The sequence below is a fragment of the Enterobacter sp. genome (assembly GCF_977039595.1).
Map to the genome: position 1 here is coordinate 80,961 of NZ_CDRQYH010000005.1, position 15,553 is coordinate 96,513.

14 protein-coding genes are annotated in these 15,553 nt (G+C 57.0%); 8 read left to right on the plus strand and 6 right to left on the minus strand.

The genetic code is table 11. The features are described from left to right. The first annotated feature begins 20 nt into the window (after window positions 1-20). The 3 genes from rpe to trpS are packed head-to-tail and all read left to right on the plus strand — an operon-like array spanning window position 21 to window position 2,449. On the plus strand, window positions 21-698 hold the full coding sequence (gene rpe / locus ACWYRJ_RS03170; RefSeq protein WP_024907923.1) for a ribulose-phosphate 3-epimerase: 678 nt from the start codon (window positions 21-23) through the stop codon (window positions 696-698). Then, window positions 691-1,452, plus strand: coding sequence for a phosphoglycolate phosphatase (gene gph, locus ACWYRJ_RS03175; protein ID WP_111963775.1), 762 nt, complete (start codon window positions 691-693; stop codon window positions 1,450-1,452). Before rpe ends, gph begins: the two co-directional genes overlap by 8 nt. Then, entirely contained in the window at window positions 1,445-2,449 is a 1,005-nt protein-coding gene (trpS, locus tag ACWYRJ_RS03180) for a tryptophan--tRNA ligase (protein WP_111963776.1), read from the plus strand. The genes gph and trpS overlap by 8 nt, the downstream gene beginning before the upstream one ends. Before the next feature lie 124 nt (window positions 2,450-2,573). Here trpS and ACWYRJ_RS03185 read toward each other — a convergent pair whose 3' ends face one another. The 4 genes from ACWYRJ_RS03185 to nirB form a co-directional block, all read right to left on the minus strand. Continuing rightward, complete coding sequence (locus ACWYRJ_RS03185; RefSeq protein ID WP_008503029.1) at window positions 2,574-2,744, minus strand: YhfL family protein; 171 nt, start codon at window positions 2,742-2,744, stop codon at window positions 2,574-2,576. A 143-nt stretch (window positions 2,745-2,887) separates the two neighbouring features. Beyond that, complete coding sequence (gene cysG / locus ACWYRJ_RS03190) at window positions 2,888-4,261, minus strand: siroheme synthase CysG (protein ID WP_455507401.1); 1,374 nt, start codon at window positions 4,259-4,261, stop codon at window positions 2,888-2,890. A 134-nt stretch (window positions 4,262-4,395) separates the two neighbouring features. Then, window positions 4,396-4,722: a nitrite reductase small subunit NirD gene (gene nirD, locus ACWYRJ_RS03195; RefSeq protein ID WP_008503027.1), complete on the minus strand. Its 327-nt coding sequence runs from the start codon at window positions 4,720-4,722 to the stop codon at window positions 4,396-4,398. Next, window positions 4,719-7,262, minus strand: a complete 2,544-nt coding sequence (gene nirB / locus ACWYRJ_RS03200; RefSeq protein WP_455507402.1) for a nitrite reductase large subunit NirB — start codon at window positions 7,260-7,262, stop codon at window positions 4,719-4,721. Before nirB ends, nirD begins: the two co-directional genes overlap by 4 nt. Before the next feature lie 240 nt (window positions 7,263-7,502). Between nirB and ACWYRJ_RS03205 the strand changes: the two genes are divergently transcribed. Then, on the plus strand, window positions 7,503-8,804 hold the full coding sequence (locus tag ACWYRJ_RS03205) for a cytosine deaminase (protein WP_127732468.1): 1,302 nt from the start codon (window positions 7,503-7,505) through the stop codon (window positions 8,802-8,804). Between the two features lie 18 nt (window positions 8,805-8,822). On the opposite strand, the gene tsgA is transcribed toward ACWYRJ_RS03205, so the two are convergent. After that, on the minus strand, window positions 8,823-10,007 hold the full coding sequence (gene tsgA, locus ACWYRJ_RS03210) for an MFS transporter TsgA (RefSeq protein ID WP_111963781.1): 1,185 nt from the start codon (window positions 10,005-10,007) through the stop codon (window positions 8,823-8,825). Window positions 10,008-10,285: 278 nt separating this feature from the next. Here tsgA and ppiA point away from each other — a divergent pair, with 278 nt between their 5' ends. The 4 genes from ppiA (at window position 10,286) to argD (ending at window position 13,450) form a co-directional block, all read left to right on the plus strand. Beyond that, window positions 10,286-10,858, plus strand: a complete 573-nt coding sequence (ppiA, locus tag ACWYRJ_RS03215; RefSeq protein WP_014885514.1) for a peptidylprolyl isomerase A — start codon at window positions 10,286-10,288, stop codon at window positions 10,856-10,858. A 106-nt stretch (window positions 10,859-10,964) separates the two neighbouring features. Next, window positions 10,965-11,549 carry a putative adenosine monophosphate-protein transferase Fic gene (locus ACWYRJ_RS03220; protein ID WP_149367139.1) on the plus strand — a complete coding sequence of 195 codons (585 nt, stop codon included), beginning with the start codon at window positions 10,965-10,967 and terminating at the stop codon, window positions 11,547-11,549. Window positions 11,550-11,579: 30 nt separating this feature from the next. Further along, entirely contained in the window at window positions 11,580-12,143 is a 564-nt protein-coding gene (gene pabA / locus ACWYRJ_RS03225) for an aminodeoxychorismate synthase component 2 (protein ID WP_111963783.1), read from the plus strand. Window positions 12,144-12,229: 86 nt separating this feature from the next. Next, on the plus strand, window positions 12,230-13,450 hold the full coding sequence (argD, locus tag ACWYRJ_RS03230; RefSeq protein WP_455507403.1) for a bifunctional acetylornithine/succinyldiaminopimelate transaminase: 1,221 nt from the start codon (window positions 12,230-12,232) through the stop codon (window positions 13,448-13,450). On the opposite strand, the gene ACWYRJ_RS03235 is transcribed toward argD, so the two are convergent. Next, entirely contained in the window at window positions 13,447-15,534 is a 2,088-nt protein-coding gene (locus ACWYRJ_RS03235) for a YccS/YhfK family putative transporter (protein WP_149367192.1), read from the minus strand. The two genes, argD and ACWYRJ_RS03235, sit on opposite strands and share 4 nt — an antisense overlap. Window positions 15,535-15,553: the final 19 nt, after the last annotated feature.

The window sequence follows — 15,553 nt, forward strand, 5'->3', positions numbered from 1 at the left end:
CACATTTCAAGGAGAAGCGGATGAAACAGTTTTTGATTGCTCCCTCAATTCTGTCGGCCGATTTTGCCCGCCTGGGTGAAGACACTGCCAAAGCTCTCGCGGCTGGTGCAGATGTTGTCCATTTCGACGTTATGGACAACCACTACGTCCCTAATCTGACCATTGGCCCAATGGTGCTCAAAGCATTACGTAACTACGGCATTACCGCCCCGATCGACGTTCATCTTATGGTGAAGCCTGTTGATCGCATCGTGCCTGACTTCGCCGCAGCGGGTGCCAGCATCATCACTTTCCATCCGGAAGCCTCTGAACACGTAGACCGCACGCTGCAGCTGATCAAAGAGAACGGTTGTAAAGCGGGCCTGGTGTTTAACCCGGCCACGCCGCTGAGCTATCTCGATTATGTCATGGATAAACTGGACGTGATCCTGCTGATGTCCGTTAACCCGGGCTTTGGCGGTCAGTCGTTTATCCCCCACACGCTGGATAAGCTGCGTGAAGTACGCCGTCGCATTGATGAGTCAGGTTACGATATTCGTCTGGAAGTGGACGGCGGTGTGAAAGTGAATAACATTGGTGAAATTGCGGCGGCAGGTGCGGATATGTTCGTTGCCGGTTCAGCCATTTTCGACCAACCGGATTACAAAAAAGTCATTGATGAAATGCGCCGCGAGCTGGCGAAGGTAAGTCATGGATAAATTGCAGGCAATTCGGGGTATCGCATTTGACCTCGACGGCACGCTGGTCGACAGCGCGCCGGGCTTAACGAGCGCCGTAGACCAGGCGCTGTACGCGCTTGAACTCCCCGTTGCGGGTGAAGAGCGTGTCGTCACGTGGATTGGCAACGGGGCCGATGTTCTGATGGAGCGCGCGTTGACGTGGGCGCGTCAGGAGCGTGCGTCACAGCGTTCCGCCCAGGGTAAACCGAGCGTCGATCACGCGGATATCCCGCAGGAAGAGCAGCTGCGTATTCTGCGCAAACTGTTCGATCGTTTCTATGAAGAGACGGTCGAAGAGGGCAGCTTCCTGTTCCCGGACGTTCAGGAAACGCTGAGCGCGCTGTCCGCGAAGGGCATTCCGCTGGGACTGGTGACCAACAAACCGACACCTTTTGTCGCACCTCTGCTGGAAGCGCTCGATATCGCGAAGTATTTCTCCGTGATTGTGGGCGGCGACGACGTGCAAAACAAAAAGCCCCATCCGGAACCGCTGCTGCTAGTGGCAGGAAAATTATCCTTAACGCCTGCGGAGCTGCTCTTTGTCGGCGATTCCCGCAATGATATTCTGGCTGCCCGCGCGGCTGGATGTCCTTCCGTGGGGTTAACCTATGGCTACAACTACGGTGAAGCCATCACGCTGAGTGAGCCGGACGTTGTTTTCGACCACTTCAAAGATTTGTTGCCCGCTCTCGGGCTTTCGCACAGTGAAAATCAGGAATTGAACAATGACTAAGCCCATCGTTTTTAGTGGCGCACAGCCTTCAGGTGAATTGACCATTGGTAACTACATGGGTGCGCTACGTCAGTGGGTCAGCATGCAGGATGAGTACCATTGCATTTACTGCATCGTCGATCTCCATGCGATTACCGCGCGTCAGGATCCTGAGAAGCTGCGCAAAGCCACGCTGGACACCCTGGCGCTGTACCTGGCCTGCGGCATCGATCCTGAGAAGAGCACCATTTTCGTTCAGTCCCACGTGCCGGAGCACGCGCAGCTGGGCTGGGCGCTGAATTGCTACACCTATTTCGGCGAACTGAGCCGCATGACGCAGTTCAAGGATAAATCTGCCCGCTACTCTGAAAACATCAACGCCGGACTGTTCGACTATCCGGTGCTGATGGCGGCAGACATCCTGCTGTATCAAACCAACCAGGTGCCGGTGGGTGAAGACCAGAAGCAGCACCTGGAGCTGAGCCGTGACATCGCCCAGCGCTTTAACGCGATCTATGGCGATGTGTTTAAAGTACCTGAGCCATTCATTCCGAAGTCCGGCGCGCGCGTCATGTCGCTGCTTGAGCCGACCAAGAAGATGTCCAAGTCTGACGATAACCGCAATAACGTTATCGGCCTGCTGGAAGATCCAAAATCGGTGGTGAAAAAACTCAAGCGCGCGGTCACGGACTCCGACGAGCCGCCTGTTGTGCGCTACGACGTGCAGAACAAAGCGGGCGTCTCCAACCTGCTCGATATCCTCTCCGGTGTGACCGGTCAGAGCATCCCTGAGCTGGAAAAACACTTCGAAGGCAAGATGTACGGCCACCTGAAAGGCGAAGTGGCAGATGCCGTTTCCGGCATGCTTACTGAGCTGCAGGAGCGTTATCACCGCTACCGTAACGACGAAGCTTTCCTGCAGAAAGTGATGAAAGAGGGCGCGGAAAAAGCCAGCGCCCGCGCGTCCGAAACCCTGAAAGCGGTGTATGAAGCGATTGGATTTGTCGCGAAACCGTAACAGCGTTACCGTTTTTAGGGTTTGTACCCTCTCCCTGTGGGAGAGGGTCAGGGTGAGGGCATCAGGCCGCACTTCCCTAAACAAAAAACCGGGACATCCCGGTTTTTTTACGCCTGTAAAACGCTTACTGCTGTGCCGCCGGACCGCAACCACCGATGATCTTCGAAATGGAGATCGCCGGGTGCAGCAGGTAATCGTAGCTGCAGTTATTTTTGGTGTTCTGTACATGACCGGTACAGGCAGTCAGAGTCGATAACAGGCCAACCAAAACGGCGGCCTTTGCCAGTTTGAACATACGCATTCCTTGTCTTAAAAACGAAAGTTAGATGTATATCAAGGGAATAAAGGGGAAAGTTCCACTTCGGGGCAGTATGTTATCGACAGCAGTAAGAGCGGAGTAGTCCGCATAGGGACTACTCCGGAAAGGAAGAATATGCGTTAGTGATTCGAGAACCAGTTCAGCTTATCGCGCAGCTCAACCACGCGGCCCACCACGATCAGCGCCGGGCTTTCGACCTGCTGCGCCAGCTCGCCTAGCTGCGTCAGCACGCCATCCACCACGCGCTGCGTAATGGCGGTGCCGTTTTCGACCAGCGCGACGGGCATATCTGCATTCATACCGTGCTCCAGCAGCTTCGCCTGAATCGTGGCTGCCTGGTTTAGCCCCATGTAGAACACCAGCGTCTGCTTTTCAGCGGCCAGGTTATGCCAGTCCAGCTCGCTGCCGGTTTTAAGATGCCCCGTCACCAGACGCACGCTTTGGGCGTAGTCGCGGTGGGTCAGCGGAATGCCAGAGTACGCTGAACAGCCGGATGCCGCCGTAATGCCCGGCACGACGGAGAAGGGAATATCCGCGTCACAGAGAGTTTCCAGCTCCTCGCCGCCGCGACCAAAGATAAACGGATCGCCACCCTTAAGGCGCACCACGCGTTTACCTTTCTGCGCCTCGCGCAGAAGGATCTGGTTAATCTCCTCCTGCGGCACGCAGTGGTAGCCCGCCCGTTTGCCCACGAAGACGCGGTCGGCATCGCGGCGCACCAGGTTCATGATGTCATCGGAGACCAGACGGTCGTAAACCACGGTATCGGCCTGCTGGATCTGCTGTAGCCCTTTTAGCGTCAGCAAGCCCGCATCGCCGGGGCCTGCGCCCACCAGCACCACTTCACCGCGGTGATCCAACGGCTCGTTCAGCAGCTGTTCGGTGGTCTCTTCAACGGCTTTGGTGTCCTGATTCGCCAGCGACTGCGCCAGCCTGTCGTTCACAAAGAATTTTTCCCAGAAGCGACGACGCTCGCCCACGGTCGAAAAGGTTTGCTTCACGCGGGAGCGGAGCTGCCCGGCGTAATGCGCAATCTGACCAAGATGCTGCGGCAGCAGGGCTTCCAGCTTTTCCCGCAGCAGGCGGGCGAGAACCGGGGAGCGTCCGCCGGACGATACGGCTATCATCAGCGGCGAGCGGTCGATAATCGACGGCATGATGAAGCTGGCCTCTTTCGGCGCATCCACCACGTTGCAGAAAATTCTGCGCGCTTCGCAGGCATCGCTCACGCGCTGGTTCACTTCATCGTCATCCGTCGCTGCAATGGTCAGCCAGCAGGTATCCAGCAGGGACTCATCAAACTCTCCCTGTTCCAGCGTGAGCATCCCTTCCTGAGCCCAGACCTCAAACTGTGGGGCGAAGGCAATGGCGTTAACGGTCAGTCGGGCGCCAGCCTCTAACAGCAGGCGCGCTTTGCGTTCAGCCACATCGCCGCCGCCCACGAGCAGGCAGTCGCGGTTGCGTAATTGACAAAAAATCGGCAGGTGATCCACGACGTTACCTCACAGCATTCATGGCGGGGGAAGAATTGACGTCAGGATAACAGCAGGAATCGTACAGAACATACGGTTTTTCCTGCCGTTACCCATAAGGGGTCATAAGCCTTTCCTATTGAAAAGGCGAGGGGTTACGCTTTCAGCTGCACCTCGCCGTCCTTCACGCGGACGTCGTAGTGTTTGACCGAGAAGCTTTCATCCTCCATGCAGAGTCCGTCGGTTAAGCGGAAACGCTGCTTTTTCAACGGGCTGGCGACCCACAGTTCACCCTGATGCTCGGCAATCAGTCCGCGGGAGAGCACGCTGGCCTCGAAGAACGGGTCGATGTTGCTGATAGCAAAGACCTGTTCATCGTGGCGAGGGCGAAAAATCGCCACCTGCTCGTTGCCCAGCAGCGCACAGACGCCGGTTGCGGGGAGAATGTCGTTAATATTGCAGATGTTTACCCACTGGCTCATGCGTTTTCCTCCACCAGCGTAACCGGAATGCGTTCATACGGTGTCGCCGGACGATGCTGTTCACGCTCCTGCACTACCTGCACGTTCGGGTCGCGCTGGGTGCTATTTATGAAGTGTTTGAAGCGCGTCTGCGCCGCCGGGGTGTTGACGGTTTCCGTCCATTCGCAGATCACCGCCTCGCGCAGGCGGTCCATCTCGGCTTCCAGATGCTCGTTCAGGCCCAGCTTGTCGTCGATAATGACTGATTTAAGGTAGTCGATGCCGCCTTCCAGGTTATCGAGCCAGGAAGCGGTACGGGTCAGCTTATCGGCGGTGCGGATATAGAACATCATGAATCGGTCGAGATACTGAATCAGCGTGTCGCGATCAAGATCCGCCGCCAGCAGGTCCGCATGGCGCGGTTTCATCCCGCCGTTGCCGCACACATAGAGGTTCCAGCCTTTCTCGGTGGCAATAATACCCACGTCTTTACCCTGCGCTTCCGCACATTCGCGGGTGCAGCCGGAGACGCCAAACTTCATTTTGTGCGGGGTACGGATGCCTTTGTAGCGGTTTTCCAGCTCAACGCCGAAGCCCACGCTGTCGCCGACGCCGTAGCGGCACCAGGTGCTGCCCACGCAGGTTTTCGCCATACGCAGCGCTTTGGCGTACGCGTGGCCGGTTTCGAAGCCCGCTTCAATCAGCTGACGCCAGATTTCCGGCAGGTCGTCCTTCTGCGCGCCAAACAGGCCGATACGCTGGGAGCCGGTAATTTTGGTGTAGAGGTTAAATTCACGTGCGATACGGCCCACCGCGACCAGCCCTTCCGGCGTGATTTCGCCGCCGGCGGAACGTGGAATCACGGAGTAGGTGCCGTCTTTCTGGATGTTGGCCAGGAAATTGTCGTTGGTGTCCTGCAGCGGCGTATGCTCGGGCTTGAGCACGTACTCGTTCCAGCAGGAGGCCAGCAGGGAGCCGACGGTCGGTTTACAGACTTCGCAGCCGTAGCCCTGGCCGTGCTTCGCCAGCAGTTCGTCGAAGGACTTAATGCCCTCCACGCGGATCAGGTGATACAGCTCCTGGCGAGAATACGCGAAGTGCTCGCACAGGTTGTTGTTCACTTCGATGCCCTGTTTTGCCAGTTCGGCGTTCAGCACCTGAGTGACCAGCGGAATACAGCCGCCGCAGCCGGTACCGGCTTTGGTTTCGGCTTTCAGGGCCGCAACGGTGTGGCAGCCTTTGTTGATGGCGGAGATCAGCATGCCTTTGGTGACGTCGAAGCAGGAGCAAATCTGCGCGCTGTCCGGCAGTTTATCCACGCCGATTGACGGCTTGCCGCTGGAGGCATGAGCCGGAAGGATCAGCGCGTCCGGGTTTTCCGGCAGTTCGATGGCGTTGAGCACCAGCTGGAGCAGATTGCCGAAGTCGCTGGTGTCGCCCACCAGCACCGCGCCGAGCAGGGTTTTGTTGTCCTGACTGACGATGAGTCGTTTGTAGACCTCTTTGCTTTCGTCGAGATAGACATAGCTGCGGGAATTCGGGGTGCGGCCGTGCGCATCGCCAATACCGCCGACATCTACGCCCAGCAGCTTCAGCTTGGCGCTCATGTCTGCGCCGGTAAAGGCGTTTTCGCTGCCGAGGATATGGTCCACTGCGACCTGCGCCATTTTGTAGCCGGGCGCCACCAGACCGTATACGCGGTTGTTCCAGCTGGCGCATTCGCCAATCGCGTAGATATCCGGATCGGAGGTCTGGCAGGTGTCGTTAATCATGATCCCGCCGCGCTGCGCCACGGCAAGACCGCACTGGGTCGCCAGCTTGTCGCGCGGACGAATACCGGTGGAGAAGACGATGAAGTCTACTTCCAGCTCGCTGCCGTCGGCAAAGCGCATGGTTTTGCGCGCTTCAGTCCCTTCCTGAACGATCTCTTTGGTGTTCTTGCTGGTGTGAACCTTCACGCCCATGCTTTCGATTTTACGACGCAGCTGGTCACCGCCCATGTGGTCGAGCTGTTCTGCCATCAGCATCGGGGCAAATTCGATGACGTGGGTTTCAACGCCGAGGTTTTTCAGCGCGCCTGCCGCTTCCAGACCCAGCAGGCCGCCGCCCACCACCGCGCCGCGTTTGCTTCGACGCGCGCAGGATTCGATGGCGTTAAGGTCTTCAATGGTACGGTAGACGAAGCAATCCTGAGTTTCCGAGCCTTTAATTGGCGGGATCCACGGATAGGAGCCCGTCGCCATGATCAGCTTGTCGTAAAAAACCGTACGCCCGGCGCTGGAGTGGATCACTTTTTCCTGACGGTTGATGGTGATAGCGCGTTCGCCCACCAGCACTTTTACGCCATGCTTCTCGTAGAAACCTTCACGCACCAGAGAGAGCTCTTCGGCGGTATGATGGGAGAAGTAGGAAGACAGGTGCACACGGTCGTACGCCTTGCGGGGTTCTTCACAGAACACGGTAATATCGAACTGCTCAGCATCGGCCTTATCGAGAAGATCCTCAATAAAGCGGTGGCCGACCATGCCGTTACCGATGATAGCGAGTCTGAGTTTGCTCATTATTGCCTCGATTTCTTTTCTATTATTGCCTACCTTAACGATTCAGCAGGGGCGCTTATTGATGCAAATCAAATACGTCTTAGCCTACTCCTTAGGTGGTATGCGACTGATTTGTCAGGATTTTTATAAGTGTCGGAAATCGCAGGCTTTTCGTGCTCGTTGAATTTGTGTACAAATCAGGAGATGGTTTTGCCAAAATCGATACGCCTGAAAATCAGCGGCGTTTTTTAGGGGAAGGGTATGTCTACAACACCGTTATGGCTTGTTCAGAATGTTCGTTTACCGGGTCGGGAAGGGCTGTGGCAGCTCGCCATTGAGAACGGGCGATTTGGTGACATCACCCCGATGGACGACACCCACGCCGAAAGTTATGAAGTATTGAATGCGCGCGGTGGGCTGGCTATCCCGCCGTTCATTGAGCCGCATATCCATCTTGATACGACCCAGACGGCGGGCGAGCCGAACTGGAACCAGTCCGGCACGCTGTTTGAGGGTATTGAGCGCTGGGCGGAGCGCAAGGCGTTGCTCAGCCATGACGACGTGAAAGCGCGCGCCTGGAAAACGCTGAAGTGGCAAATCGCTAACGGCATCCAGTTTGTCCGAACCCATGTGGATGTCTCCGACCCGACGCTTACCGCCCTGAAGGCGATGCTGGAGGTGAAGCAGGAGGTGGCCCCGTGGGTAACGCTGCAAATCGTTGCGTTTCCGCAGGAAGGGATTCTCTCTTACCCGAACGGCGCGGCGCTGCTGGAAGAGGCGTTAAAGCTGGGCGCCGACGTGGTGGGGGCGATCCCACACTTCGAGTTCACCCGCGAGTATGGCGTACAGTCGCTGCATATCGCTTTTGAACTGGCGAAGAAGTATGACCGTCCGCTGGATATCCACTGCGATGAAATCGACGACGAGCAGTCGCGGTTTGTCGAGACGGTGGCAGCGCTGGCGTATGAGGCCGGCATCGGCCCGCGCGTGACGGCGAGCCATACCACCGCCATGCACTCCTACAACGGCGCTTACACCTCGCGGCTCTTCCGTCTGCTGAAGATGTCGGGGATTAACTTCGTCGCTAACCCGCTGGTCAATATCCACCTGCAGGGGCGCTTTGATGACTATCCGAAGCGCCGCGGCATCACCCGCGTGAAAGAACTGCAGGAAGCAGGTATTAACGTCTGCTTTGGTCATGACGATGTCTTCGATCCGTGGTACCCGCTCGGCACCGGCAACATGCTGCAGGTGCTGCATATGGGGCTGCACGTCTGCCAGATGATGGGCTATCCGCAAATCGACAGCGGCCTGAACCTGATTACCCATAACAGCGCCCGCACCTTTGGCCTGAGCGATTACGGTATTGCTACGGGAAACCCGGCAAACCTGATTATTTTGCCTGCTGAGAGTGGGTTTGAAGCGGTGCGCTGTCAGGTGCCGGTGCGCTGGTCGATTCGTCAGGGGCGAATTATTGCCACCACGCAGCTGGCGCAGACCTGGATCCAGATGGATACCGGAGGAGAAGAGGTGAGTTTTGCCAGAAACAGCCCCTCTGCGTAATGCAAAGGGGCGCAGGGTTTAGTGCGATGCCGCTACCGCGTTGTGCTGGCGGTGGCGGGTCACGAAGCCCAGAACGAAGCACATGATGAACACCACGGCGTACAGACCGTTCGCGGTGTGCAGCGCGGCCAGCGGGCCGCTGTGGGCAACGATCGGGCCCGTCACCACGAAGGTCAGCATGGTGCCGATGGTGCCGCAGGTCAGAACGAAGTTAACCAGCTTCGGCGAGGCCACTTTGGTCTGCAGGGAGCCCAGGGTAATGATCGAGGTATAAATGGCGCTGGAGAAGAAGCCCAGGGTCAGAATGAACCACGGCATATGTTCCGGGGAGCCGTTGATGAACAGATACATCAGCACGGTCGCCAGGCCCGCCAGCACGGTCAGAATGCGCTGCAGGTCGAAGAAGCGCAGGATGAAGCTAAACGCCCACATGCCGAACATGTAAGACATCCAGAAATCGCTCACCAGTTTACCCGCATCGTTCAGGCTCATACCCAGACCTTTGGCGTATTCCGGTACCCAGGAGATAAAGCCCAGCTGGCCCAGGATGTAGCACAGGGCGGCGATGGAGAGGAACAGTACGCCGATACCCCATTTCTCTTTCGCGACGGGTTTTGCAGTGGTTTGCGCTTTTTTGCCCAGCACCGGGAACTCGCAGCCGAAGGTCAGAATAAAGATCGCCACGTAGACCAGACCAATGCAGGCATAGACCCAGTACCACTCAATGCTGCGGGCCAGCAGAACGGCCGCGACCATTGGGAAAATCATCCCGGCCATGCTGAAGAAGGAGTCGGTAAACAGCAGACGCGCGCCGCGCTGGCGGCCTTCATACATATGGGTAATCAGGAACGTACCAATCGACATAGTGATCCCGCTGACCAGACCGAGAACGAACATGGCGGCGGAGAACAGGGCGATGCTGTGGCTTAGCATCAGACCCGCCACGGCGGCGACCATCAGTACAAAGCCAAAGCGTAACTGGGTTTTCAGCGGGACGATTTCCATCAGCCAGGCATTCAGGAAGATAGAGATCAGGATCCCCGCGTTGAGGAAGGTGAAGGTGTTACTCATGCTGGAAACGGGCAGATGGAAGTAGTCTGCGATATTCCCCATCACCATCCCGGTGACGATCACCAACGCGCCGGTCAGGGCGTAGGAGAAGAAGCTGATCCATGTGAGCTTGATGCGATTGCTGTTAGTCATGTCTGGCCTGTTCAGAAAAAGAAAAGCGCCCAGGGGGCGCTGAGAGCGGGCAGATTTTAGTCGTTAAAGTGATCTATTCCCATCTTTTAAGGGCAATGAATGTGTCATTGCAGGTTTTAGTGTGATCTAAATCACATTAATTGGCGGCATAACCAATCGTTTGCGTAGTAATAATTGTTTCAACTTCGTAAAATTAGGTAAAAGGCTGGTCTCCGTTCATACTGCTCTTTAGAATCAAGCCATTCGCTTTTTATACTGCGCTTTGTTAAGGAATTCTCATGCTCAAATCAACACTGGCGGCTGTCGCAGCTGTGTTTGCTCTTTCTGCCGTTTCCCCTGCTGCGCTGGCAGCAAAAGGGGACCCTCACGTTCTGCTGACCACCTCCGCCGGGAATATTGAGCTGGAACTGAATAGCCAGAAAGCCCCTGTTTCCGTGAAAAACTTCCTCGACTATGTGAACAGCGGTTTCTACAACAACACCACATTCCACCGCGTGATCCCAGGCTTCATGATTCAGGGTGGCGGTTTCAACGAGCAAATGCAGCAGAAACAGCCAAACCCGCCAATTAAAAACGAAGCGGACAACGGCCTGCTGAACAAGCGCGGCACCATCTCAATGGCGCGTACCGCGGACAAAGACAGCGCGACCAGCCAGTTCTTCCTCAACGTAGCGGATAACGCCTTCCTCGACCACGGTCAGCGCGACTTTGGCTATGCGGTCTTTGGTAAAATCGTGAAAGGGATGGACGTGGCTGACAAGATTTCTCAGGTGCCTACTCACGACGTCGGTCCGTATCAGAATGTCCCGTCAAAACCAGTGGTTATCCTCTCCGCCAAAGTTCTGCCGTAACTCTTCTGAGCGCGGGCTTCTCCGGCCCGCGTTATGTAGCCCTCCCTGCGAAAGCGCGTTTTGCTGCTTATACTTGTGGCAAACGGACTATTCAGGGAGGCGTTAAGTGAAAAAACTCACCGACAAGCAAAAATCCCGTCTCTGGGAACAGCAGCGTAACGTCAATTTACAGGCCAGTTGTCTCCTTGAAAAAGGTAATGGTCCCTCAGAACCCCATATTGAGACGCTGGAGCTTGGGCCTTCCGCGCCCGGGCTACCCCATCTGTGCCTTATTCATCGTCATCTGTACCGCAGTGAGATGAAGCGGGCAGGTGAGCTCCGTACCGAGGATATTTTTAAAGGTGACATTCCCTTCTGCCATTTTGAGTACATCGAAAAGATGGGGAACGAGCTGATGGCGGCGCTGGAAAGCGAAAAGTATCTTGTGGGTCTTGAGAAAGCTGCGTTTGTTGACAGAGTTAGCCACTACTACTGCGAAATCAACATGCTGCATCCGTTTATGCGTGGCAACGGTATTGCCCAACGCGTTTTCTTTGAGCAGCTGTCGCTCCACGCGGGCTACTCGCTGGACTGGCGTGATATCGACCCCGAGCAGTGGGTTGCGGCTAACCGAAGTGGCGCAACGGGAGATTTAACCGCGTTAAACGCAATCTTTGCCAAAGTAGTGAGCGAAGCGCGGGAATCTGAGTAGAATAGGGCGGCATTTTTTTCGGGAGCCGCCATGATTCTGCTGATTGATAACTACGATTCCTTCACCTGGAACCTTTACCAGTATTTTTGTGAACTGGGTGCAGAGGTGGTTGTCCGCCGTAACGACGAGATCGCTCTCGCCGATATCGAGACGCTGGCGCCGCAGAAAATAGTGATTTCACCCGGCCCCTGCACTCCGTCGGAATCGGGTATTTCGCTGGAGGTTATCCAGCACTATGCCGGCAAGCTGCCAATCCTGGGCGTCTGCCTGGGGCATCAGGCAATTGCCCAGGCGTTTGGTGCCACCATCGTGCGCGCCGTGAAAGTGATGCACGGTAAAACCTCTCCGGTCACCCACGCCGGCACCGGGGTGTTTACGGGGCTCAATAATCCGTTAACCGTGACGCGCTACCATTCCCTGGTCATTGACCCGTCGACGCTGCCCGACTGCTTTGAGGTGACCGCCTGGAGCGATACGCAGGAGATCATGGGGATTCGCCACCGCGAATGGGATCTCGAAGGCGTGCAGTTCCACCCGGAAAGTATCCTCAGCGAGCAGGGGCACGCGCTGCTGGCAAATTTCCTCCATCGCTGAATATCTGTTGCCTTGCTGTGATTTTTTATGCATATTTTGTGATTATATTTTCACAATCACTGTGACATAAAATGGATGGTCATGACATGGCAACTGAACAACCAGCAATTACCCGCGCGACATTTGATGAAGTGATCCTGCCGATTTATGCACCGGCTGAATTTATCCCGGTGAAGGGAAAAGGCAGCCGCGTCTGGGATCAGCAGGGTAAAGAGTATGTGGATTTCGCGGGTGGTATTGCGGTCACGGCGCTGGGTCATTGCCATCCCGCGCTGGTGGAGGCGCTGAAAACCCAGGGCGAAACCCTGTGGCACACCAGCAACGTGTTCACCAACGAACCGGCGCTGCGCCTGGGCCGCAAGATCATTGATGCGACCTTCGCGGAACGCGTGCTGTTTATGAACTCTGGCACTGAAGCCAACGAAACTGCCTTTAAGCTGGCGCGCTACTACGCGACAACGCGCCACAGCCCGTATAAAACCAAAATCATCGCCTTCCACAACGCCTTCCACGGACGCTCCTTCTTTACCGTCTCTGTTGGCGGCCAGCCGAAGTATTCCGACGGGTTTGGCCCAAAACCGGCCGATATCGTCCACGTGCCGTTTAACGATCTGCACGCGGTGAAAGCGGTGATGGACGACCACACCTGCGCAGTTGTTGTCGAGCCGATCCAGGGTGAAGGCGGCGTGACTGCGGCAACCCCGGAATTCCTGAAAGGGCTGCGCGCGCTGTGCGACGAGCATCAGGCGCTGCTGGTCTTTGATGAAGTGCAGTGCGGGATGGGGCGTACCGGCGATCTGTTCGCTTATATGCACTACGGCGTGACGCCGGATATTCTGACCAGTGCCAAAGCGCTTGGCGGTGGTTTCCCGGTGAGTGCGGTACTGACGACACAGGAGATCGCCTCTGCGTTCCACGTCGGTTCTCACGGCTCCACCTACGGCGGTAACCCGCTGGCCAGCGCCGTGGCGGGTGCCGCATTCGACATCATCAACACGCCAAAGGTGTTGAACGGCGTTAGCGCGAAGCGCGAGCTGTTTGTGAAGCACCTGAAAAAGATTGATGAGCAGTACGACGTGTTCAGCAAGATCCGCGGGATGGGGCTGCTGATTGGCGCCGAGCTGAAGCCGCGGTACAAGGGCCGCGCGCGCGACTTTCTGCACGCCGCCGCTCGCGAAGGGGTGATGGTGCTCAACGCCGGGCCGGACGTGATGCGCTTTGCGCCGTCGCTGGTGGTGGAGGATAAGGATATTGAAGACGGGTTAACCCGCTTTGCCGCGGCGGTTGCGAAGATCGTTAAAGGCTAATATTCGGTTCGTTTCAACCGGCGCGTTAACCAAATGCCGTGATGCGGACGCTGACGCCATGCCACCGACGAAATGGTGTGCATGGTGTTCAGATGCCCCAGCACGCGCTGCAAGTGCTGCTCCAGCGTGCTCATTGGCCCGTGGGTCAACGTCTCCGGCGCTTCCAGAATGTTTGAGTCTCCCGACTCGCCCGGCGCGTCATACTCCAGGCGCTGCTGGCACCTCTGCAACGCAATTTCACATGACTGCAGATAGCGCTGCGCCAGGTCCGGCGTCAGCATCGTGTGCTCGCGCGCCAGCGTGGTCATGGCGTTAATGTGCTCGACGATAAACTGGCTGTGCGTCACCCAGAGCTTCATATCGGCAAGATAGTGCGAGTTAAAGCCTGGCTCCTGCATCGCCTGGTTGAGCGAGTTGAAAAGGGCGTTGTGCGCCTGGTTGACCTTCATGCGCTGATACGCCAGCGGGGACGGCTGCGGGTCGTCGCTCAGGATCAGGCGAATGGCCTGCTGGTCGGCCTCCAGCGCGTCGTGGGCGTTCTGTCTCAGCAGCCCGCTCTGCCATTGCGGCCAGAGCCAGACCATGCCGCCAAAGGCAATCAGGCAGCCGATCAGAGTATCAATCAGCCTGGCGACAATAAACTGTTCGCCATTGAGCGTAAGCAGCTGCAGGGTATATACCGCCGTCACCGTAAAGCCCACCATCGCCCAGCCGTAGTTTTTGCGGATAATTAGATAGCTCACCAGCGTGATCGCCAGCATCCCTGCAAGGGTATAGCCTTCCGGCACGTGGAAGTGCAGCGTCACGCCCGCAATGATCAGTCCGGCCATGGTGCCGCCCGCCCGGTGCAGAATACGCACCCGCGTGGCACCGTAGCCGTTCTGGGTGACAAACAGCACGGTCATTAAGATCCAGTAGGGCTTCGGCAGATGCAGCGCCATGCCCATCAGGCTGGCGGTACTGAGCATCACGCTAATCCTTGCGGCGTTGCGCAGGGCGGAAGATTTAAAAGAAAGATAGCTTTTGAGCGCGGGCAATAACGGCAGCCGTTTTTGCTTATCCGCCATCAGGTCTCGTGGATAAAGCGGACGCTGGGTGCGCAACACCCGGGCGATGCGGCTGAAGTGCCAGGCGGCAAACTGTCCGACCGGGTTATCCGGATGCTGGCGGGCGATTTTCTCCAGCGCGCCGAGCTGTTTATCCATGTTAAAGCGCGTGGGGTAGCGGTGATAGAGAATATCATCGGCCAGCACCCGCAGGCGTGCGGAGACGGACTGCGCGTTCCAGCGGATCACCGCTTCGGCGTGGCTGCGCTCGACCAGCTTTTGCACCTCCTGCGGATGATGAAGGCTAACGGAGATATGTTCCTGCAGATCGAGCCCGACCTGGAAGGTGCGCAGCAGCCGTTTGTATTCGTGATTCTTGTTGGCGGTGAGCATGTGTAGCTGCTGATAGCACTGGCTTATGAGATCCACCACCTTCTGCTGGCGCGTCAGCAGCGGCGGTAAGGATTTTTCCGGATCGGTATGCTGAGTGAGCAGGGTGTATTTGGCCTCGCAGTAATCCGCAAGCTGCACATAGAGCAGGCTCAGGGATTCGCGCAGCGGCTGTTCCCGCCACAGCCAGAACCAAAACCAGTTAAACAGCCCGTACCACAGCGTCCCCAGAGCGTAGATCAGCAGCGGCTCCCACACCGGCATATTCCCGGCGAGACTCAGCGTGAAGATGGCCGCAATCAGCGACGCGGGAAGCAGGCGAGCGTGCAGCGAACTGATTTCCGCCGTGACGCCGAGGGTCATCGCCAGCACGGTCAGGATCAGCGGCAGCGGGATATCACGAGCCAGTAAAAGCTGTACGGCGAGGCTACAGCCCGCAAACAGGCAGCCGCCAACGATCAGGCGTTTGAAAAAGCGCTTATGCGGCGTGTCCAGACCGGCGATGTTGCAGCAGGCGGGCACGAGGGAAAACAGCAGGCCCTGCTGAAGATGTCCGAGGATCAGACCTATGGCCACAGGAAGACACAACACCAGCGTTTGTCGCAGTGCGTAGTTAACTTCCGGGTGATAGATCAGCCTGCGCCACATGGGGAATAGAGACAAAAAC

What these genes read in the sequence shown, in the direction of transcription:
- argD (WP_455507403.1), top strand. Translation starts at nt 12,230, where the DNA reads ATGGCAACTGAACAACCAGCAATTACCCGCGCGACATTTGATGAAGTG.
- pabA (WP_111963783.1), top strand. Translation starts at nt 11,580, where the DNA reads ATGATTCTGCTGATTGATAACTACGATTCCTTCACCTGGAACCTTTAC.
- rpe (WP_024907923.1), top strand. Translation starts at nt 21, where the DNA reads ATGAAACAGTTTTTGATTGCTCCCTCAATTCTGTCGGCCGATTTTGCC.
- ACWYRJ_RS03205 (WP_127732468.1), top strand. Translation starts at nt 7,503, where the DNA reads ATGTCTACAACACCGTTATGGCTTGTTCAGAATGTTCGTTTACCGGGT.
- ACWYRJ_RS03185 (WP_008503029.1), bottom strand. Translation starts at nt 2,744, where the DNA reads ATGTTCAAACTGGCAAAGGCCGCCGTTTTGGTTGGCCTGTTATCGACT.
- trpS (WP_111963776.1), top strand. Translation starts at nt 1,445, where the DNA reads ATGACTAAGCCCATCGTTTTTAGTGGCGCACAGCCTTCAGGTGAATTG.
- ppiA (WP_014885514.1), top strand. Translation starts at nt 10,286, where the DNA reads ATGCTCAAATCAACACTGGCGGCTGTCGCAGCTGTGTTTGCTCTTTCT.
- gph (WP_111963775.1), top strand. Translation starts at nt 691, where the DNA reads ATGGATAAATTGCAGGCAATTCGGGGTATCGCATTTGACCTCGACGGC.
- nirD (WP_008503027.1), bottom strand. Translation starts at nt 4,722, where the DNA reads ATGAGCCAGTGGGTAAACATCTGCAATATTAACGACATTCTCCCCGCA.
- ACWYRJ_RS03235 (WP_149367192.1), bottom strand. Translation starts at nt 15,534, where the DNA reads ATGTGGCGCAGGCTGATCTATCACCCGGAAGTTAACTACGCACTGCGA.
- tsgA (WP_111963781.1), bottom strand. Translation starts at nt 10,007, where the DNA reads ATGACTAACAGCAATCGCATCAAGCTCACATGGATCAGCTTCTTCTCC.
- nirB (WP_455507402.1), bottom strand. Translation starts at nt 7,262, where the DNA reads ATGAGCAAACTCAGACTCGCTATCATCGGTAACGGCATGGTCGGCCAC.